Annotated in this window: 19 protein-coding genes; 8 read left to right on the forward strand and 11 right to left on the reverse strand. The window is 53.7% G+C overall.

From position 1 onward, the window contains the following. Window positions 1-177 precede the first annotated feature (177 nt). The 3 genes from Q3970_RS03335 to Q3970_RS03345 all read left to right on the forward strand — a co-directional run bounded on the left by Q3970_RS03335 (window position 178) and on the right by Q3970_RS03345 (window position 2,926). Window positions 178-495, forward strand: coding sequence for a DUF485 domain-containing protein (locus Q3970_RS03335; RefSeq protein ID WP_303099188.1), 318 nt, complete (start codon window positions 178-180; stop codon window positions 493-495). Between the two features lie 2 nt (window positions 496-497). After that, window positions 498-2,174 (forward strand): cation acetate symporter, encoded by a 1,677-nt coding sequence (locus Q3970_RS03340; protein WP_303099189.1) that lies wholly within the window; start codon window positions 498-500, stop codon window positions 2,172-2,174. Window positions 2,175-2,560: 386 nt separating this feature from the next. Beyond that, window positions 2,561-2,926, forward strand: a complete 366-nt coding sequence (locus Q3970_RS03345; RefSeq protein WP_303099190.1) for a YkvA family protein — start codon at window positions 2,561-2,563, stop codon at window positions 2,924-2,926. A gap of 82 nt (window positions 2,927-3,008) precedes the next feature. Here the strand turns inward: Q3970_RS03345 and Q3970_RS03350 are convergent, their stop codons facing one another. The 5 genes from Q3970_RS03350 to dapF form a co-directional block, all read right to left on the reverse strand. Beyond that, window positions 3,009-3,518, reverse strand: coding sequence for a prokaryotic membrane lipolipid attachment site family protein (locus Q3970_RS03350; RefSeq protein ID WP_303099191.1), 510 nt, complete (start codon window positions 3,516-3,518; stop codon window positions 3,009-3,011). A gap of 101 nt (window positions 3,519-3,619) precedes the next feature. Beyond that, on the reverse strand, window positions 3,620-4,552 hold the full coding sequence (cysK, locus tag Q3970_RS03355) for a cysteine synthase A (protein ID WP_303099192.1): 933 nt from the start codon (window positions 4,550-4,552) through the stop codon (window positions 3,620-3,622). Between the two features lie 124 nt (window positions 4,553-4,676). Then, a complete protein-coding gene (locus Q3970_RS03360; protein WP_303099193.1) occupies window positions 4,677-5,279 on the reverse strand; it encodes a hypothetical protein in 603 nt (200 codons plus the stop codon). Further along, window positions 5,280-5,936, reverse strand: coding sequence for a DUF484 family protein (locus Q3970_RS03365; RefSeq protein ID WP_303099194.1), 657 nt, complete (start codon window positions 5,934-5,936; stop codon window positions 5,280-5,282). Next, a complete protein-coding gene (dapF, locus tag Q3970_RS03370) occupies window positions 5,936-6,784 on the reverse strand; it encodes a diaminopimelate epimerase (RefSeq protein ID WP_303099221.1) in 849 nt (282 codons plus the stop codon). The genes Q3970_RS03365 and dapF overlap by 1 nt, the downstream gene beginning before the upstream one ends. Window positions 6,785-7,356: 572 nt before the next feature. Between dapF and Q3970_RS03375 the strand changes: the two genes are divergently transcribed. Continuing rightward, complete coding sequence (locus Q3970_RS03375) at window positions 7,357-7,707, forward strand: energy transducer TonB (RefSeq protein ID WP_303099195.1); 351 nt, start codon at window positions 7,357-7,359, stop codon at window positions 7,705-7,707. Window positions 7,708-7,856: 149 nt separating this feature from the next. Here Q3970_RS03375 and Q3970_RS03380 read toward each other — a convergent pair whose 3' ends face one another. From Q3970_RS03380 to Q3970_RS03400, 5 genes are all read right to left on the reverse strand, one after another. Beyond that, a complete protein-coding gene (locus tag Q3970_RS03380) occupies window positions 7,857-8,534 on the reverse strand; it encodes an alpha/beta hydrolase (protein ID WP_303099196.1) in 678 nt (225 codons plus the stop codon). 49 nt (window positions 8,535-8,583) lie between these two features. Beyond that, complete coding sequence (locus Q3970_RS03385; RefSeq protein ID WP_303099197.1) at window positions 8,584-8,916, reverse strand: ferredoxin; 333 nt, start codon at window positions 8,914-8,916, stop codon at window positions 8,584-8,586. A 66-nt stretch (window positions 8,917-8,982) separates the two neighbouring features. Further along, the gene (locus Q3970_RS03390; protein ID WP_303099198.1) at window positions 8,983-9,774 is read right to left on the reverse strand and encodes a polyamine aminopropyltransferase; all 792 of its coding nucleotides are present in this window, start codon (window positions 9,772-9,774) and stop codon (window positions 8,983-8,985) included. Between the two features lie 220 nt (window positions 9,775-9,994). Then, the gene (gene nagZ / locus Q3970_RS03395; protein ID WP_303099199.1) at window positions 9,995-11,080 is read right to left on the reverse strand and encodes a beta-N-acetylhexosaminidase; all 1,086 of its coding nucleotides are present in this window, start codon (window positions 11,078-11,080) and stop codon (window positions 9,995-9,997) included. Window positions 11,081-11,260: 180 nt separating this feature from the next. Then, window positions 11,261-12,754, reverse strand: a complete 1,494-nt coding sequence (locus Q3970_RS03400; RefSeq protein ID WP_303099200.1) for a DegQ family serine endoprotease — start codon at window positions 12,752-12,754, stop codon at window positions 11,261-11,263. 667 nt (window positions 12,755-13,421) lie between these two features. On the opposite strand from Q3970_RS03400, the gene Q3970_RS03405 reads away from it, so the two are divergent. The 4 genes from Q3970_RS03405 (at window position 13,422) to Q3970_RS03420 (ending at window position 18,723) form a co-directional block, all read left to right on the forward strand. Continuing rightward, window positions 13,422-14,069 carry a phosphatase PAP2 family protein gene (locus Q3970_RS03405; RefSeq protein ID WP_303099201.1) on the forward strand — a complete coding sequence of 216 codons (648 nt, stop codon included), beginning with the start codon at window positions 13,422-13,424 and terminating at the stop codon, window positions 14,067-14,069. After that, window positions 14,069-15,007 (forward strand): YheT family hydrolase, encoded by a 939-nt coding sequence (locus tag Q3970_RS03410; RefSeq protein ID WP_303099202.1) that lies wholly within the window; start codon window positions 14,069-14,071, stop codon window positions 15,005-15,007. The genes Q3970_RS03405 and Q3970_RS03410 overlap by 1 nt, the downstream gene beginning before the upstream one ends. 296 nt (window positions 15,008-15,303) lie before the next feature. Then, window positions 15,304-17,307 carry a DNA helicase Rep gene (gene rep, locus Q3970_RS03415; protein ID WP_303099203.1) on the forward strand — a complete coding sequence of 668 codons (2,004 nt, stop codon included), beginning with the start codon at window positions 15,304-15,306 and terminating at the stop codon, window positions 17,305-17,307. Window positions 17,308-17,505: 198 nt separating this feature from the next. Beyond that, window positions 17,506-18,723, forward strand: coding sequence for an aspartate kinase (locus Q3970_RS03420; protein ID WP_303099204.1), 1,218 nt, complete (start codon window positions 17,506-17,508; stop codon window positions 18,721-18,723). A 98-nt stretch (window positions 18,724-18,821) separates the two neighbouring features. Here the strand turns inward: Q3970_RS03420 and greA are convergent, their stop codons facing one another. Beyond that, entirely contained in the window at window positions 18,822-19,298 is a 477-nt protein-coding gene (gene greA, locus Q3970_RS03425; protein WP_085364923.1) for a transcription elongation factor GreA, read from the reverse strand. Window positions 19,299-19,404: the final 106 nt, after the last annotated feature.

Here is a 19,404-nt window from a genome sequence, read left to right on the forward strand (position 1 = left end):
TTTGCAGGCCGTCTGAAAGTTTTTTCTGACGCGGCCGCTGCTTTATCAAATCAGTTCTGCCGGCCACATTATCAGCCGGACGGATTGATACTATCAGAAAATAATATTAGCCACGGCAACGTTTTTTCATTTCTAATCCCCCACGTTTACCGCCAAGCATTCCAGAAGGAGAAAGTAATGGATAAACAAACCGCACAGCAGGTGCTCTCACACGCCAAATTCAAGCAGATGGCACAACAGAAGGCATTGATAGGCTGGGGTTTTTCGGCCGTTGTTTTTGTGATGTATGTAGCCTACATCTGGCTGATCGGCACCGCGCCCGAAATGTTCGGCAAACCAGTATCCGAAGGCAGCATCACTACTTGGGGCATTTACGCCGGTATTTTCGTAATTGTATTTTCATTTGTTACTACCGGCATTTATGTAAGCATCGCCAACGGTAAGTTTGAAGGCATGACCAAAGAAGTTGTCCGCGAAGTTCAGGGAGAAGAATAAACATGAATAAACTTTTAACCGGCACCTTAGCCCTGCTTGCTTCGGGCAGCGTTTGGGCAGACGCCTTAACCGGCGAAGTGGAAAAACAGCCGCTGAATATTTCGGCGATCGTGATGTTCCTGATTTTCGTGGGCGCAACGCTGTTCATCACCAAATGGGCGGCCAAGCAGAATAAGTCCACCAAAGACTTCTACACCGCCGGCGGCGGCATTTCCGGCTTTCAAAACGGCTTGGCGATTGCGGGCGATTATATGTCTGCCGCTTCGTTTTTGGGCATTTCGGCCATGGTTTACACCACCGGCTACGACGGCCTGATCTATTCCACCGGCTTCTTGGTGGGCTGGCCCATCGTGTTGTTTCTGGTTGCCGAACGTTTGCGCAATCTCGGCAAATTCACCTTTTCCGACGTGGTGGCCTACCGCCTCAAACAAGGCCCCGTGCGCGTGTTTGCAGCCAGCGGCTCCCTGTTGGTGGTGATTCTCTACCTGATTGCCCAAGTTGTGGGCGCAGGCAAACTGATCCAACTGCTGTTCGGTATGAGCTACACTTCCGCCGTGGTTATCGTGGGTGCGCTGATGGTTGCCTATGTGTTGTTCGGCGGTATGCTGGCCACCACCTGGGTGCAGATCATCAAAGCCGTGATGCTGCTTTCGGGCGCTTCGTTTATGGCCTTTATGATTTTGAAAGCCTCCGGTTTCAGCCTCGAAGGCATGTTTTTAAAAGCCACCGAAATCCACGAAAAAGGCACCACCATTATGTCGCCCGGGGGCTTGGTTTCCAACCCGGTTGATGCGCTCTCGCTGGGCTTGGCATTGATGTTCGGCACCGCCGGCCTGCCGCACATCCTTATGCGCTTCTTCACCGTACCCGATGCCAAAGAGGCACGCAAATCGGTGTTTGTGGCCACAGGTTTTATCGGTTATTTCTACCTCTTGACCTTCATCATCGGCTTCGGCGCGATTATCTTCGTTACTAAAGACAATCCGCAGTTCTTCACCACCATGATCCAAGACGGCAAATCCGTTGCCGAAATGATCGGCGGCACCAATATGGCAGCGGTTCACTTGTCCGGCGCACTCGGCGGCAACCTCTTCTTGGGCTTTATTTCAGCCGTAGCGTTCGCCACCATTTTAGCGGTGGTGGCCGGCCTGACCCTTTCCGGCGCATCCGCCGTGAGCCACGACCTTTACGCCTCGGTTTTCCGAAAAGGCCAAGCCTCGCAAGAACAGGAAATGCGCGTATCGCGTTTGGCAACCTTGGGCTTGGGCGTGATGGCCATCGTGTTGGGCATCGCCTTTGAAAACCAAAACGTCGCCTTCATGGTGGGCTTGGCGTTCGCACTGGCTGCCTCGGCCAACTTCCCGATCCTCGCCCTGTCGATGTTCTGGAAGGGCCTGACCACCCGCGGCGCGGTTATCGGCGGTTTCCTCGGCCTGCTGGCGGCTTTCGTGCTGATTATCCTCGGCCCCACCGTATGGGTGAAAGTGTTGCACCATAAAGAAGCCATCTTCCCCTACAGCAACCCCGCCCTGTTTTCGATTCCGCTGGCCTTTATTTCTGCCTGGTTCTTCTCGGTTACCGACAAATCGAAACAGGCCGAGATTGATAAAGCAGGTTTTGAAGCACAATACGTGCGCTCCATGACCGGTATCGGCGCGGCGGAAGCCAGCGACCATTAAGCCAAACCGCTGCAACAACAGGCCGTCTGAAAGATTTGAACAGCCACGATTCCAAGCACTGTTTCAAATCACTTTCAGACGGCCTGAAACTTTTGCAAAAAAGCCGTTTTATAGTGGCTTAAATTTAAAAGAGGGCAAGGCGGTGAAGCCGCAGACAGCACAAGATATTACGTAACCGCTTCAACGGCTTATGAAACCGTTTTCTTCGAGTCAGAGCACAAACGCTCCGGCGGAAGCCAAGTCAGTCCGCCATAACCGTATTTCAATATTTTACATATACTTCACCGGATCCGGCTCTTGCAATCGGCACATCCCCCTCCATTTACCGTTGGGCCGGACAACCGGACAGCCTTGGTAACGCTCTTATCACATAGAGGATTTGAAATATGACCCGTCCCTCCCCCGAAGAATTTATTCCCAAGTTCCGCCGTAAAAAATTTGACGAACCGGGTTTTCTGCGAAAACTCGCACGCTTTGCAGGCAGGCTGGGGGCTCCGGCAGTCAGGCAGCTGTATGCCCTTTATTTTCTGTTTAAAGACCCTGCCACCCCCAAGCGGACGAAAATGGTTATTCTCGGCGCATTGGTTTATTTTTTCAGCCCGATAGACAGCATTCCCGACCTGCTCGGCCCTTTGGGGTTCAGTGACGATATTGCGGTAATCACTTTAGTGTATGCACAGGTAAAAAGCCATCTTACCGATGAAATCCGCGAAAAAGCACGCTTAGCAACCGAAAAACTGTTGTCGCGCTGATATACTGATATATGGTTCCGATAGCCAAACAAAAGCCGTCTGAAAGATTTTTTCAGACGGCTTTTAAGGTATTTTGACCTCATTACTCCAACGGACGCATATTCATTACTTCCATCAGAAAATTGGTAAATGCGGGGTTGGAAGGTTTGTTGCTCATGTTCGGCCAGCGCTGCTGCCAGCCCCTCAGCGCATTCTGCACATACAGTTTGGACTGCTGGCTGCTGATGGCTCCGCGCTGGCTGTCTACGGCCGAACGCAGGTAAACCTCATACATGCTGTCATCCACAGGGTTTCTGCCGATCTGCTGGATGCGGAAGCGGTTGAGATACTGTGCCGCCTGAACTTTGGTAATCTGGCCTTGGCTGACCTGATAACTCAAACGTGTTGCCTCGTCTCGGATTTTCGACACATCCGTCCAATGGCTTTCCGCCAAACGGTACGGGGATTTTGCCGTTTGTTTTTTAACAGGTTCTTTCTTGACATTGGTAGGCTTGACCGGCACCTCCTTTAAAGAAGGAAGGTAAAGGGTTTCACAACCTGCCAATGCAGCCAATACGAATAAAATGGGGATATGTTTTTTCATGCCGCACATTATAATCAGATTTGACGGATAATCCAATAATGAAGACAAACGGTTGCTATTCCCGTCCTTTCAAACCGCAAAAAAGGCCGTCTGAACGGCCTTAATGCATTTTATGCCAAGTCGGCAAACAGCGGGGTAGACAAATAACGCTCGCCGTAAGAAGGAATCAGCACCACGATCAGTTTGTCTTTATTCTCAGGTTTTGCAGCCAGTTCCAATGCAGCCGCAACGGCCGCTCCTGAAGAAATTCCCACCAAAATGCCTTCTTTCTCGGCCATGGCCCGGGCTGTTGCAAATGCAGCTTCGTTAGACGCTTTAATAATGCTGTCGTAGATACTGGTATTTAGAATGCTGGGCACGAAACCTGCACCGATACCCTGAATCGGGTGCGGACCTTTCTCTCCACCGCTCAACACGGGCGAAGCCTCCGGCTCCACCGCAACGATTTCCACTTCGGGTTTGCGCGCTTTCAACACTTCGCCCACACCGGTAACCGTTCCGCCCGTGCCTACGCCGGCTACAAAAATATCCACTTTGCCGTCAGTATCGCGCCAGATTTCTTCGGCTGTGGTATCGCGGTGGACCTGCGGGTTGGCTTCGTTATCAAACTGGCGCGGCATAAAGTAAGCACCGGGGTTTTCGTCAACCAAAGCCTGCGCTTTGGCTATCGCTCCGCCCATGCCTTCGGCGGCAGGGGTAAGGATCAGTTCCGCACCGAATGCGCGCAACAGCATACGGCGCTCTTTACTCATGCTCTCAGGCATAGTGATCGCCAGTTTGTAGCCGCGCGCGGCACAAACCATTGCCAAACCGATACCGGTATTGCCGCTGGTGGCTTCGACGATAACCGTGTCTTTATTGATTTTGCCGGATTTTTCGGCTGCATCGATCATTGAGGCGGCAATACGGTCTTTTACGCTGCTGCCGGGGTTGAAAAATTCCAACTTGGCAACAACGCGGCCGGGCAATCCTTCGGTGAGGCGGTTCAGCTCAACCAACGGGGTATTGCCGATTAAATCAGTAATGCTGTGTGCAATGTTCATTATTTTACTCCTGATAGATTGGGGGGATATTGACAACCGGCATATTAAATTCAGGCCGTCTGAAAAACCAATACCGTATCTTTCTTAATTTATAACTTTTGGTTTTAAGCTGTGCCGTGCGGCATTAACCGTAACGGATATCCGATAATGCGGCAACCACACAGGCCGTCTGAAACAATAACGCCAGCAAAAAACCCAGTTGCAGCTGGCGGCTGCTGAAACGGTTTGCCGTTTCGCCCGCTATAACTTTGCGGTGCAGGTAGAAAACCGCCATAATCACCGCCTGCATGCCGAACCAATAGGCCGGTTTGAGTGCATAGAGCTGCAACAGCGCAGGCAGCATGTAAGGCGTAATGCCTCCCGGAAAGCGGCTGTACACCATCAAAACCAATGCGGCGGATACGATGCTCATCAGCATACCGCTCACTGCAAACAAACTGATAAAACCGTTAGCGTTTTCGGCTTGCCACATCTTTTTTCCGGGCGCCCTTTTCCAATGGTTCACAAAGAAAAACAGACTCGCCAGCGTGATATAGAAATGGGGGATATAAAGCGGGGCCAAGTGGGTGATGCCCCACAAGCCCGGCAGAAGGCGGGCGCCTGCAACACCGAACCCTATCCACAACAACACGCTGCCCCACAACCATTGGAATTCTCCCGCTTTAAAAACAGCGGTGAAAAACACGGCGATATAAACGGCCGAAACCCACACATCCCAACCGGCCATTTAACGGTAACCCATAATCCGCGACAGCGCCGCACCCACAGCCGCCGCCATATATTCGACAGATTCCGTAGCCAAGCCTTCGGCAAAGCGGTTAACATCGGCATCCGCAGCCAGCAGCACCGCACCTGTTCCGCCGCCTATCAGAATAGGCAGCTGCAAAAAACTTTCCGCAACCGTATTGCAATCATCAGGCAGCAATGCCTGCATTTCTTTGCTTATCTTATTGCCTAACAACGGTTTTTTAAGCCTGACGATTTCCGCGCTTACTTTGGCGTTATCAAACACGGCCGCCTCATCGGGAATACGCGCTTTGTTTTTCGGTTTTACGGCAACTTTCAACACAAACTGTTGCAGGCCGAAATCTTCCTGCAACGAACGGTATAAGGCATGAATCAATTGGCCGGCCGTATTTGCTCCCAGCAACTGCACATCCAATGCCAACTGGCGCAGCATGGTTGTGCGGTTTGCCTCTGAATCGGCCAGCATGGTTTTCAGCTGGGCAGCCATTTTTTCGATTTTCAGTTGCGAAGCCGCCACTTGCGCTTGAGCAAAAGAGCGGACTTTTTCATCACGCAGGCGTACACCCAGTTCGTCGGCATGTTCCGCCAAAAAATCCGGATGCTCCCTTAAAAACGCCAAAACATTTTCTTTATTCATCAGTATTGCAACTCGCCTTCAAATACGGTTTCCACCGGACCGCTCATCACCACATCGGTGCCGTTTTGCCAAGAAATATATAAATCGCCGCCCGGCAGGCTCACACGCACCTGCCTGCCCGCTTCCAGCAGGCCGAGCCTCACGCCCGCCACCACCGCCGCACATGCGCCGGTGCCGCAGGCCTGCGTTTCACCCACCCCGCGTTCATATACGCGCAGGCGGATATGGCTGCCGTCAACCACTTCCATAAAACCAACATTCACCCGTTCAGGAAACTGCCCGTGCGATTCAACCGCCCCTCCCCATTCCGCAACCGGTGCGGTATCCACACTGTCAACCATAATCACAGCATGGGGGTTGCCCATGCTGACACAGCTGACGGTAACCGACTCCAACCCCGCTAAAATAATATGCGTTAACGCATCGGCAGCCTCTCCCGCTGCCGGTATAAAAGGAATTTCAGACGGCATGAAGCGGGGCCTGCCCATATTCACACTCACCAGGCCGTTTTCTTCCAAACGGGGCAAAATGATGCCGCGCACAGTTTCTACCACAATTTCCCGTTTATCGGTCAAACCTTTATCAATCACGAAGCGTACAAAACAACGCGCGCCGTTGCCGCACTGTTCCACTTCGCTGCCGTCGGCATTAAAAATACGGTAACGGAAATCCACTGTATCAGAATGCGCTTTTTCCACCAGCAGCAGCTGGTCGAAACCCACGCCCGTGTGGCGGTCGGCCCATTTGGTCAGCGGTGCGTTTTCCGGCTCAAACGGCTGGTTGATGCCGTCGATAACCATAAAATCATTGCCCAAACCGTGCATTTTGGTAAATTTCAGCGTTTTCATCATTATCCTTCCCTGCCTGTTTCAGGCCGTCTGAAAGCATAGGCAGCGATTCTACACCAAACCACCTGCTTTTGCCGTTACCTTCAACCACAAAACAGAATACGGTTTATACCTGTACCTTTTCAGTTTCCAACCATTGCTTCCTGCCGAAAATTAAATTTGACAGTTGCATACAAGAGACAATCGGGCTTTTATCCGGATAAACGGTGTAGTGTAAATTTCAAGATAAAGAAAAGTGGCACACCACGATTATAATTTTTATATCATACTGTTTTTAAAAGATTTAAATAAAATTCATCGTTTCAAATCTCACTATCCCGATGAAAACCACTTCAATAAAAACTATCACCACCATTCCAAATAAACCGATTATCTGAAAAATTTTCCATTTATCTTGCATTTTTTTATTGCATTATTTTTTCCAAACATGCAGAATACATAACAAGAAAAGCAGAAAATACCATAATCTTTATATTTTTAATGTTTTTCCATTGATAAAACCGGCCAGGCACCATTTTATGCCGCAAGATGGCCAAACACATTACGAAACGTATTACAACAAGGACAAAATCATGAAAATCCAACGTGCTCTTTCTACCGTAACTGCCTTTGCCATGCTGGCCGGCGCCCAAGCTTCTTTCGCCCAAGGCGTTACTTTCCATCACAAGGCTTCCGATGCCACCGCGCCGATCAGCGGCAATTTGGCCATGCGCATCACCATCAATGCCGAAGGCAATGTGAGCAACGCCCGAATTGTGCGCAGCAGCGGTTCTGCCAGTATTGACGCCGCAGCGGTTGACTGGATGGAAGCTCAATACTTGCGCCCGGCAACCATGAACGGTGATTCGATTGACCTTAGCGTGATTAAAGAAATCAACTTCAGTAAAAATACACCGGTGCAACACGCAGGTTTGACCAAATAAAGTATGGGTTCCGTATCCCAATTAAAAGGCGTGCCTTCAAAACAGGCACGCCTTTTCCGTTGTTGCCGCAACCCAATGGAAACCTTGGCCAAATTAATTTATACAGCCATACCCGCCCGTAACGGTTTCAATATACAGGATACAGATTTTCAAACAGGCCCTTGACCGCCAGCCGGCGGTACCGCAGCCGGCCTGCCATTCAGAACCGCAGGCACAAAGCGCAGCAGGGTTTCGCGCAAAACAATCAGTTTGCCGTGGAAAAAGTGTGAGGACTCGGGCAAAACCAAAACGGGAATATCTTGCGGTGCAGCCCATTTAAAAGCCTTTTCCAAACCCACGATTTCATCGGCTTCGCCGTGAACCAGCAAGGTTTTGGACGCATCAGGAGCCGTGGGTTCGCGGTTTTCATAATGGTTGACGGCAGGGGCAACCAACAACAGCAAATCCGGCTCGCGCTGTTGCGCCGCAAACAGTGAAACATAACCGCCGAACGAAAAGCCGCTGATGGCCGACAGCGCGGCTTCGGGGTGTTTTGCACGGGCATAGTCGATAACGGCGATGCAGTCGTCGGCTTCACCCCTGCCGTAGTCGTGGCTGCCTTCGCTGTTGCCTACGCCGCGCAGGTTGGGCAGATAGCAGTGAAACCCGAGTATGCTCAAAGTTTTTGCTACGGTCTGTATCACTTTGTTGGTATTGGTGCCGCCTTGCAGCGGGTTGGGATGGTTGATTACGGCTACGCCGCGCTCCCGCCCTTGCGCGGGCAGATAGATGGTTTCGAGTATGCCTGCAGGGCCTGGGATATGCAGTTGGTTAATGGGTTTCAACATGATGATGTCTATCGTGAATGTATTGGCCGTCTGAAAAATCCGGGCATAATCAGCCGTTTTCCGGTTGATCGACCAGCAGGCGGTTAACGGCTTTGCCGCCTGCCAAATCTTGTTCGAGAATTTCCTGCAAATCTTCTTCGTCCACATAAGTGTACCAGCGGGCTTCGGGGTAAATCACCATCACCGGGCCGGATTCGCAGCGCCCCAGGCAGCTTGTGCTGCTGATACGCAGTTTGCCGGGGCCTATCAGATCCATTTTTTTGGCGTTGCCTTTGAGAAAATCGACGGCGGCATCGGCTTCGCCGTTATCGTTGCAGCTTTGTTTGCACGGATTGCGGCGGGCGTTGGTGCAGATAAACAGGTGGCGTTGGAAATAGCTCATGGCACTTCTTTCTACTTAAAGCCGCCCGTTATGTTTCAGACGGCCTCGATGGTTGTTCAGACGGCCTTACAGATAAAAATGCTTGCCGTTGTTTTGATTGTTGGCTTTCAGTTCGGACAACATCCGTTTGAAATCCAAACCGTATTGCGTGCTGAGTTTGCTTGCGCGCTTTTTCAGTTTGTCGAGGTTTTGCTCTTTCGGGCTGCTTTGGAATGCCATCACGGCAACATTGCCGTGGCTTTCTGCGGGCAGCTCCAACACGCGGCCTTCAAACACGCCCAGCAGGCGTTCGACGAAGCGGCGGTAGCGCCTATCGCCGCTCCACCAGTTGGTTACGAAGATGCCGTTTGCCGACAATGCTCGGCGGCAGTTTTCAAAAAACGGCTCTTCCACCAGCGCATCAACGATTTGCAGGCCGTCGAAGCCGTCCACCAGCACCACATCGGTGCCGCCGCGCAGGGTTTTGATGTATTCGGCACCGTCGGCTTCGATGATTTCGAAATGTTCGTCTTCAAACGGCAGCTCGAACAGGTTGCGCGCCACGTTGATAACCTGCGGGTTGATGTCGACGGCGGTTTGGCGAGTATCGGGCAGATAGGCGTCTATCCAGCGTGCAAACGAGCCGCCGCCCAGGCCGATTTGGGTAATATGTGCAGGTGCCTGTTCGACAAACAGCAGCCAGCCCATCATCGCGCGGCTGTATGAAAGCACCAGCTCGGCGGGGTGGTCGAGGTTCATCGAGCTTTGCACGGTGGCGCTGCCCAAATGCAGCGAGCGGATGTTGCCGGATTCGGAAATGCCCACCTCCGGCAGTTCAGATTGCTGCGCGCGCAGGCGGCGGTAGGGATGATGTGCCATAAAGCGGTGGAATGTAGGAAAAGGCCGTTATTTTAATACAGTTCTGGTACGTTGGAACGGTGTTTTCAGACGATCCCGACGGTAAATGTGGGCAATTGATCCTTAAGGTTATGATTATTCGGAACGAGACGGAATTTTATACTACTTTCTTGTTTGAGGCCGTCTGAAAAAATTCAGACGGCCTGAAGCATATGCCGGCCGACGGGTAACTGCCTTTAAATTAAAACGCCTCGCCCACCTTCACGCCGCCTTCGGTATCTTTCGGCGTGGCCAGTTGCGCAGTAGCCAGTTGGGCGGCTTTAAATTCGGGCGTCTGCATCATGGCGGCGGCCTCTCCGGTGCTCAAGGTATTCGCCATATATTGCCAGCGCGCGGCCAAGTCGGGGTTGGCGGGGATAACGAAACCCTCGCGCAATTCGTCAACCAAATCCGGCCGGTTGCACACCAGCACGATATCGCAGCCCGCCTCAAACGATAAACGGGCACGGTCTTTGATACCGCCTGCGCCCACCGCGCCTTCCATGGTAAGGTCGTCTGAAAAAATCACGCCGTTAAAGCCGATTTCCCGACGCAGGATTTCTTTCAGCCATTTGGCAGAAAAACCTGCGGGCAAGCTGTCAACCTGCGGGTACACCACGTGCGCGGGCATCACGGCAGCCATGCCGGCGGCGCTCATTTTTTTAAACGGCAATATATCGGCGGCTTCCAATTCTGCCAGCGTGCGGTCGTCTTGCGGCAGCACATGGTGGCTGTCGCCTTCTACGAAGCCGTGGCCGGGAAAATGTTTGCCGCACGATTTCATGCCGCCGCAGTTCAAGCCTTTTTGCAGCGCCAGCGCCAGCTCGGCCACCACTCCGGCATCACAGTGGAAGCTGCGGTTGCCGATAACGGCGCACTGCCCCCAGTTCAAATCGAGCACGGGTGTAAATGATAAGTCGATGCCGCATGCGCTCAATTCGGCGGCCAATACCCAACCTACCTGCTCCGCGCGCGCTTTGGCCGCTTCGGGGCCTTCGCTGTCCCAAACCGCACCGAGCGCATCCATCGCGGGCAGGCGGGTAAAGCCGTTGATAAAACGCTGCACGCGCCCGCCTTCGTGATCAACGGCGATAATCAGCTCGGGCGAACGCAGGGCCTTGATTTCGCCGACCAAGGCTTTGAGCTGTTCGATGTTTTCAAAATTCCGGCGGAACAGAATCACGCCGCCCACAGCCGGGTCGAGCAGGCGTTGCTTTTCTTCTTCGCTAAGGCGGAAAGTGTGTACGTCGGCCATCACCGGGCCGCGCGGAATAACGGGTTGGGTCATACTAATCTCATAAAAGATAAGGTAAATCGGTTCGGGCTGCCGCAGTTTTCAGACGGCCTCAAAATTTTGGCAAAGCCACCTCAGACAGATGCGGTTAAAGGCCGCAGAAATATGCCTGACGGCCGGAAACGTTTCAGACGGCCTGCTGCATTGAGGCCGTCTGAAAACAAATGTGCAGGCTTATTGCAGGTTTAACGCCAAAAACAGCGTGCTGCCGTTGCGCTGTACCAGCAGAGGTGCGGTTTTTCCGGTGTTTTCCAGCGCGCTGCGGAATGTAGATTCGTCTTCCACATTGATTTGGCTCACCGCCAGAATTTCGTCGCCGCGCTTCAGGCCCGCGCGCTGGGCGGCACCTTCGGCCTTTACCACCACCAAACGTTTGCTGTTGCCGGCTGAACGCGTTTGCAGGGTTAAGCCCGTGTTTTCAATGATAAAGGTTTGACCTTCGGGCGCGTATGACGGATCGGACGCCTGCTCCTCGCTCATTTCGGTATCCTGGCCGTTGGCACCGAGCTGCACTTTCACCGCACTTTCTTTGCCTTTGCGCCACACGCCGAGGGTAACCTCTTTACCCGGCGCCATCGCACCCACCATCACGGGCAAATCGCTCGATTGGCGCACTTCTTCGCCGTTCACACTGCGCACGATGTCGCCCACCTGCAAGCCCGCACGTTGCGCCGGGCTGCCGGGCAGCACGCGTGCAATCAGGGCGCCGGAAGCTTTGTCGAGACCGAACGATTTGGCCAAATCATAAGAAACTTCCTGAATAATCACACCCAGCTGGCCGCGCTGCACTTTACCGGTGGTTTTCAGCTGCTCGGCCACGTTCATGGCCACGTCAATCGGAATGGCGAACGAAATGCCCATAAAACCGCCGCTGCGGCTGTAAATCTGCGAGTTGATGCCCACTACCTGCCCGCGCAGGTTAAACAGCGGGCCACCCGAATTGCCGGGGTTGATGGCTACATCGGTTTGGATAAACGGCGTGTAGTTTTCATTGGGCAGGCTGCGGCCTTTGGCCGACACAATACCTGCGGTAACGCTGTTGTCGAAGCCGAACGGCGCACCGATGGCCGCCACCCATTCGCCCGGTTTCAAATCTTTGGCGTTACCCACTTTAACCACCGGCAGGCCGGAGGCGTCGATTTTCAGCAAGGCAACGTCGGACTGCTGGTCCGAGCCGATCAGTTTGGCGGTATATTCGCGTTTGTCGTTCAGCAATACTTTAATATTGCCCATGCCGCCGACCACGTGCGTATTGGTGAGGATGTAGCCGTCGGGGCTGATAATGAAACCCGATCCGAAATTCAGCTCGCCCTCGTCGTCCTGCTCCGGCATTTCGGGCATATTGGGTACGAGGCGTTTGAAAAACTCGTAAAACGGATCATTGTCGGGAAACTGGTTCAAATCCATGCCGTTATTATTGCGCCGCCCGGTATTCTCAGCCTTGGTAGCCTGGATGTTGACCACAGTCTGCCCTTCCTGCTCCACCAGTTTGGCGAAATCAGGCAGTAGCATTTCTACTTTACCGTCGGCGGTTTTGGTTTCTACTTTCTGCACCAAATCGTCTTGCGGCTTTCCGTCTTTACCGAAAAAGCTGTCGATTTTGTCGCAGCCGCTCAAAGCCAAGGCCGAAGCCGTCAGCAAGGCGATATATTTTGGCGTTGTGTTCACGGCATTTCCTCTTAAAACTGTTCCGTTGGATTCGGATAGGCGGATTGTAAACGAAAACGGCCGCGTCTGCACGGCGGCTGCGGCTCTGTCTCCCTTTATTTACCTGCCCGGGGCAGCCTTATCGGAAGGCCGTCTGAAAGCTAACGGCGGCTGCGTTTTATTTCGCATTTGAATATTTCCGACAGAAAGGCCGTCTGAAACAGATTGTTCAGACGGCCTCAAAGATATTAACGGCTTAACTTAAAAAGAATCCCGTTCGGCCAGCCACAACGCAGCCAGGGTAACCAGCGATGCGCAGCCTATCAGAATGATGATTTGCAGAAAGAAAACAGACATAATGACCTCCGTATCATTGTGAACCGCCGTGCCTGCTGCAAGCGGCGGCTTATCGTTGTTGTAAAAACTGTATGACTATCATACCAACAAATTCATAACATTTCTTTACTTTTACTTAACTTTCCACTCTGAAAATTACAATAACTATCATCATCAGACGAAAAAACAGATTCGGGTCAGCTTAAACAGGTAAAATAAATTAACTTGAATTTACGTTTATTTTAAAATACAGCCCGTTACCAACCTGCCTGCCCCACCCGCAACAGCGGTTTGCCCGAAACCGCAGACAATCTATACAATACGGTCTTTTTTCAGACGGCCTCTGCCCACCATGCTGCCCTTACGCGCCTACCGCCCTTCTCCCGCCCTATTGCTGCTGCTCTTCTTCGGCATACTGATTCCGCTGGCGGTTGCCGGATTCATCGCCGAAAACATTTGGGATACCGGCTTCTTCCATTTCGAACAGCCCTTTATGCTGTGGCTGCACCGCAATATCGGCAGCACATTTACGCCTGTGGCGGTTGTGCTGCACCATATCGGCAAAACCGCCGTTGCCGCGCCGCTGGTTATTTTGTTTGCGGTTTGGCTGTTTTGCCGCAGACAGCGCGGTCATGCCGTGTTCGCCCTGCTCGCAGCCGCCCTGCCCACTGCCCTGATGTCTGCCGCCAAACAGCTCTTCAACCGCCCCCGCCCCGAGTTTTGGCCGCGTATCATTGAAGAAACCGGCGCTTCCTTCCCCAGCGGCCACAGCACCTTTGCCGCCGCCTTCGCCACCATGGTGGTGCTGATTTACTGGCAGTCGCCGAGTCGCGCGCCGATTACCGCCGCCGCCGTAACTTTTGCCCTGCTGATGGGTTTGTCGCGCATGGTTTTGGGCGTACACTATCCCACTGACGTACTGGTCGGCTGGATAACCGGCACCAGCACCGTTATCGGCCTCTATCTCGTTTTATTCCGCAAACTCCCCGGAAAACCATAATGAACCTGCCCCCGCTGCACACGCCCCGCTGGCTGCGTAACGGCAATATCGAAACCCTTTATGCCAAAACCCTGCAACAGCCGCCGCCCGCCTACCGCCGCGAACTCTTGCCCGACAGCACCGGCCAAACCCTAACCGCCTACGACTTTATCGACAGCCCCAACCCCGATGCCCCGCTGGTGGTGCTGTTTCACGGTTTGGAAGGCAGCAGCCGCAGCCATTACGCCGTGGCGCTGATGCAGGCGGTTCAGGCCAAAGGCTGGCACGGCGTGGTGGCTCATTTCCGCAGTTGCGGCGGCGTGCCCAACACCGCCCCCGTGTTTTACCACTCGGGCGACAGCCCCGAAATCGGCTTTATGCTCGCAACATTGGCCGAACGCTATCCACGCATCTACGCCGCAGGCGTTTCTCTCGGCGGCAACGCGCTGGCCAAATACCTGGGCGAACAAGGCCGCTTAGCCATACCGCAGGCCGCCGCCGTGGTTTCCGCCCCCATCGATTTAACCGCCGCCGGCTCACGCTTCGACCACGGCCTGACCCGCCTGCTCTACACCCGCTATTTTCTCGACTCGCTGCTGCCAAAAGCACGCGCCGCCGGCTTTCACACCGACCTGCTGAAACGCTGCAAAACCTTGGGCGATTTCGACGACGCCTTCACCGCCCCGCTGCACGGCTTTACCGACCGGCACGACTATTACCGCCGCGCCTCCGGCAAACCGCTGCTGCCGCACATCACCGTGCCCACCCTGCTGCTGAACGCCGTCAACGACCCCTTCCTGCCGGGCGCCGCCCTGCCAAGCGCCGCCCAAGTTTCCCCGCAGGTTACCCTGCTGCAACCCGCCTGCGGCGGGCATTGCGCCTTTGTGAGCGGCCGCGGCAGAGGCAGCCTCGATTGGATGCCGCAAACGGTTTTAAGCTATTTCGAACAAAACGCCTAACCGTTATGCCAAACAAACACTAGGGGTTGTCGACATTCAACACAACGGCGGTATTTTTGGCCCAAATCCCCCGTCTGCGGCGTTAGGTAGCGTAGCGGACTTGCGAAGCTAAAATGCTCGCAAGATGTCCAATCTTGCTGCGCTTTTTGCCTTGCATCTGCGGATTTTTCCTCAAAAAACCGCTTCGCAAGCATTCTAACTACACGCCCTAGGCCGTCTGAAAACTTTCAGACGGCCTTCAAGGTTTCCGCGCAATGCTATAATCCCGCCTCTTCTTTTCAGACGGCCCATCTTCCATGAAACTCAACCCCCAGCAACTTCAGGCAGTAAAGTATCTCGGCGGGCCGCTGCTTGTGCTGGCGGGTGCGGGCAGCGGCAAAACCGGCGTGATTACCCAAAAAATCAAGCATCTGATTACCGATGTAGGCTATGCGCCGCATCATGTGGCGGCCATCACCTTCACCAACAAAGCCGCCCGCGAAATGCAGGAGCGCGTGGGCAAAATGCTGCCGAAAAAGCACATGCGCGGGTTAACCATCTGCACCTTCCACTCGCTCGGCATGCGCATTCTGCGCGAAGAAGCGCCGCACATCGGCTATAAAAAGAATTTTTCGATACTCGACGGCACCGACAGCGCCAAAATCATCAACGAATTATTGGGCGGCACCGGCAAAGAAGCCTTATACAAAACCCAGCACCAGATTTCGTTGTGGAAAAACGATTTAAAAACGCCCGAAGACATTGTTCAGACGGCCTCAAACGAATGGGACAGGCAAACCGCCGCCGTTTATGCCGGCTATCAGGCCACGCTGGAGCATTATCAGGCGGTGGATTTCGACGACTTAATCCGCCTGCCTGCCCTGCTGTTGCAGCAAAACAGCGAAGTGCGCCACAAATGGCAGCTGCGCCTGCGCTATCTGCTGGTGGACGAATGCCAAGACACCAACGCCTGCCAATACACCTTAATGAAACTCTTAACCGGCGCCGAAGGCATGTTTACCGCCGTGGGCGACGATGACCAATCCATCTACGCCTGGCGCGGCGCAAACATGGAAAACCTGCGCCAAATGCAGGCCGACTATCCGCAGATGAAAGTAATCAAGCTCGAGCAGAATTACCGCTCCACCGCGCGGATTCTCAAAGTGGCCAACAAAGTGATTGAAAACAACCCCAAACTGTTTAAAAAAACCCTGTGGTCTCAGTTCGGCATGGGCGAACATATCAAAGTGGTTGCCTGCCAGCACGAACAGCACGAAGCCGAATGGGTGGTGGGTCAAATTGTGAAGCAGAAACTCGTGGGCGGCGACAAAACCCGCTATGCCGATTTCGCCGTACTCTACCGCGGCAACCATCAGGCGCGCGTGTTTGAAGAGGCCCTGCGCAGCGCGCGCGTGCCTTACCAACTTTCCGGCGGGCAGAGTTTTTTCGATAAAGCCGAAATCAAAGACGTGCTCGCCTATATCCGTCTCTTGGCCAACCCCAGCGACGATCCCGCCTTTCTGCGCGCCGCCACCACGCCCAAACGCGGCATCGGCGAGGCCACGTTGGGCAAACTCAACGCCCATGCCCAACAACACGGATGCAGCCTTTATGAGGCCGCCTTAAATAAAGAAGCACAGTCCGCACTCGCCGCCGCCAACCGCGAACACCTGCACCAGTTTATGACGCTGATGGAAAACTACCGCGCCCGCGCCGAACACGACGATGCCGGCGAAATCATCAACAACCTGCTCGGCGACATCGGCTACGAAGCGCACCTGTCGAACAGCGAAGAAGGCAAGGCGGGCGAAATCAAATGGCGCAACGTGTGCGATTTAACCGGCTGGCTGGCGAAAAAAGGCGAGCAAGACGGCAAAAACATCATCGAAATCGCCCAAACCATCGCGCTGATGACACTGTTGGAAGGCAAAAACGAAGAAGAAGCGGACGCGGTGAAACTCTCCACCCTGCACGCCTCCAAAGGGCTGGAATATCCGTATGTGTTTTTGGCGGGCTGCGAAGAAGGCATGCTTCCGCACGCCGACAGCATAGAAGAGAGCAACGTCGAAGAAGAGCGGCGGCTGATGTACGTGGGCATCACCCGCGCCAAACGCCAGCTCACGCTCACCCACTGCATCAAACGCAAACGCCAGGGCACCTGGCAGTTTCCCGAACCCAGCCGCTTTATCGGCGAAATGCCGCAGGAAGACTTGAAAATCTTGGGCCGCAAAGGCGGCGACCCCATCGTGAGCAAAGAAGAAGGCAGAAGCAATCTGGCCGGATTGCAGGCCATGCTGGCGGCTAAAGCCAAAAAAGAATAACAGGCCGAGACCTTTGCAAACATCCTGCCCTGCTTTGACCCTTGTCAAAACAAACGGCAGCTGCACCACAAAGCACCGGTTAATCCGCCCCGCAACCTTGTTTTCGGGCGTAAAAATAGGTAATAATGTTACACATTTTCCAACCTGCAACGATTCTGCCGTTGCACTCCTAAATACCAATCAAGAAAGCACGAAAAAATGGCGTTAATCGTACAAAAATACGGCGGCACCTCGGTAGGTTCCGCCGAGCGCATCAAAAACGTAGCCAAACGTGTTGCCAAAACCCGCGCCGAAGGGCACGACGTTGTTGTGGTGGTGTCCGCCATGAGCGGCGAAACCAACCGTTTGGTGGCATTGGCACACGAAATGCAAGACCTGCCCGACCCGCGCGAACTCGACGTGGTGCTGGCAACCGGCGAACAAGTTACCATCGGCCTTCTTGCCATGGCTCTGAAAGACATCGGCGTGCCTGCCAAGAGCTACACCGGCTGGCAGGTTGCGGTTAAAACCGACGCATCACACACCAAAGCCCGCATTGAAGATATCGACGATGCCGCCATGCGCGCCGATTTGAAAGAAGGCCGTGTGGTAATCGTGGCCGGTTTCCAAGGCATTAACGGCAAAGGCGACATCACCACCCTCGGCCGCGGCGGCTCCGACACCTCGGCCGTTGCGCTGGCCGCCGCCCTCAAAGCCGACGAATGCCAAATCTATACCGATGTCGACGGTGTTTACACCACCGACCCGCGCGTAGTACCCGAAGCCCGCCGCCTCGACACCGTTACGTTCGAAGAAATGCTCGAGCTGGCGAGCCTGGGCTCGAAAGTTTTACAAATCCGTTCGGTAGAATTCGCCGGCAAATACAAAGTGCGCCTGCGCGTATTGAGCAGCCTTCAGGAAGGCGGCAACGGAACATTAATTACCTTTGAAGAGGACAACAACATGGAAAGAGCTGCCGTATCCGGTATAGCATTCGACAAAAACCAGGCCCGCATCAACGTGCGCGGCGTACCCGACAAACCCGGCATTGCCTACCAGATTCTGGGCGCGGTTGCCGCTGCCAACATCGAAGTGGATATGATTATCCAAAACGTGGGCGATGAAGGCACCACCGATTTTTCCTTCACCGTGCCCCGCGGCGACTACAAACCCGTTTTGGAATCCCTCAACGGCCTCAAAGACAGCCTCGGTGCCGCCGAAATCGACGGCGACGACACCGTGTGCAAAGTTTCCATCGTGGGTTTGGGCATGCGCTCGCATGTGGGTGTGGCTTCAAAAATGTTCCGCACGCTGGCCGAAGAAGGTATCAATATCCAGATGATTTCCACTTCCGAAATCAAGGTTTCCGTGTTGATTGACGAGAAATATATGGAACTGGCCACCCGCGTGCTGCACAAAGCGTTTGAGCTGGCCTGATTATCCAAAGGCTTTGAAAACCGAAAGGCCGTCTGAAACAATATTTTCAGACGGCCTTACATTTGCATATCAAGTATAACCTGAAAGTTTCCGCCGGCTCAGATATACTCCACCTGCACGATATCATACTCGCGCACGCCGCCCGGGGCCTGCACTTCGGCTACGTCGCCCTCTTCCTTGCCGATCAAGGCGCGGGCGATGGGCGAGCCTACATAGATTTTGTTTTCTTTGATGTCGGCCTCGTCTTCGCCGACGATTTGGTAGCGCACGCGCTCTTCGGTGTCCAAATCTTCCAGCGTTACCGTCGCGCCGAACACCACTTTGCCTTCGGCGTGGATTTCGGCGGGGTTGATGATGTGGGCGATGGAAAGTTTGTGCTCCACTTCCGAAATACGGCCTTCGATAAAGCCTTGGCGTTCTTTGGCCGCTTCGTATTCGGCGTTTTCCGACAAATCGCCGTGCGAGCGTGCCTCGGCAATCGCTTCAATCACTTCGGGGCGGGCAACGCTTTTCAGATGCTGCAATTCTGCTTTTAATAATTCTGCACCGCGCACGGTTAACGGAATTTTCTGCATGGATCTATTCTCCGTAAAACGGCTGTTCAGCCGTAGAAATACTGGCCGGAAAACAACGGCATAATCTTTCAACATAACCGCTGTTTCCTCAAATAAAAATACAAGC

Origin of the sequence: Neisseria sp., assembly GCF_030530745.1 — a bacterium.
In the GTDB taxonomy this organism is placed as follows: domain Bacteria; phylum Pseudomonadota; class Gammaproteobacteria; order Burkholderiales; family Neisseriaceae; genus Neisseria.

Excerpts from the sequence above, each read along its gene's own strand:
- Q3970_RS03335 (WP_303099188.1), top strand. The coding sequence starts at position 178 with ATGGATAAACAAACCGCACAGCAGGTGCTCTCACACGCCAAATTCAAG.
- Q3970_RS03340 (WP_303099189.1), top strand. The coding sequence starts at position 498 with ATGAATAAACTTTTAACCGGCACCTTAGCCCTGCTTGCTTCGGGCAGC.
- Q3970_RS03345 (WP_303099190.1), top strand. The coding sequence starts at position 2,561 with ATGACCCGTCCCTCCCCCGAAGAATTTATTCCCAAGTTCCGCCGTAAA.
- Q3970_RS03350 (WP_303099191.1), bottom strand. The coding sequence starts at position 3,518 with ATGTGCGGCATGAAAAAACATATCCCCATTTTATTCGTATTGGCTGCA.
- cysK (WP_303099192.1), bottom strand. The coding sequence starts at position 4,552 with ATGAACATTGCACACAGCATTACTGATTTAATCGGCAATACCCCGTTG.
- Q3970_RS03360 (WP_303099193.1), bottom strand. The coding sequence starts at position 5,279 with ATGGCCGGTTGGGATGTGTGGGTTTCGGCCGTTTATATCGCCGTGTTT.
- Q3970_RS03365 (WP_303099194.1), bottom strand. The coding sequence starts at position 5,936 with ATGAATAAAGAAAATGTTTTGGCGTTTTTAAGGGAGCATCCGGATTTT.
- dapF (WP_303099221.1), bottom strand. The coding sequence starts at position 6,784 with ATGAAAACGCTGAAATTTACCAAAATGCACGGTTTGGGCAATGATTTT.
- Q3970_RS03375 (WP_303099195.1), top strand. The coding sequence starts at position 7,357 with ATGAAAATCCAACGTGCTCTTTCTACCGTAACTGCCTTTGCCATGCTG.
- Q3970_RS03380 (WP_303099196.1), bottom strand. The coding sequence starts at position 8,534 with ATGTTGAAACCCATTAACCAACTGCATATCCCAGGCCCTGCAGGCATA.
- Q3970_RS03385 (WP_303099197.1), bottom strand. The coding sequence starts at position 8,916 with ATGAGCTATTTCCAACGCCACCTGTTTATCTGCACCAACGCCCGCCGC.
- Q3970_RS03390 (WP_303099198.1), bottom strand. The coding sequence starts at position 9,774 with ATGGCACATCATCCCTACCGCCGCCTGCGCGCGCAGCAATCTGAACTG.
- nagZ (WP_303099199.1), bottom strand. The coding sequence starts at position 11,080 with ATGACCCAACCCGTTATTCCGCGCGGCCCGGTGATGGCCGACGTACAC.
- Q3970_RS03405 (WP_303099201.1), top strand. The coding sequence starts at position 13,422 with ATGCTGCCCTTACGCGCCTACCGCCCTTCTCCCGCCCTATTGCTGCTG.
- Q3970_RS03410 (WP_303099202.1), top strand. The coding sequence starts at position 14,069 with ATGAACCTGCCCCCGCTGCACACGCCCCGCTGGCTGCGTAACGGCAAT.
- rep (WP_303099203.1), top strand. The coding sequence starts at position 15,304 with ATGAAACTCAACCCCCAGCAACTTCAGGCAGTAAAGTATCTCGGCGGG.
- Q3970_RS03420 (WP_303099204.1), top strand. The coding sequence starts at position 17,506 with ATGGCGTTAATCGTACAAAAATACGGCGGCACCTCGGTAGGTTCCGCC.
- greA (WP_085364923.1), bottom strand. The coding sequence starts at position 19,298 with ATGCAGAAAATTCCGTTAACCGTGCGCGGTGCAGAATTATTAAAAGCA.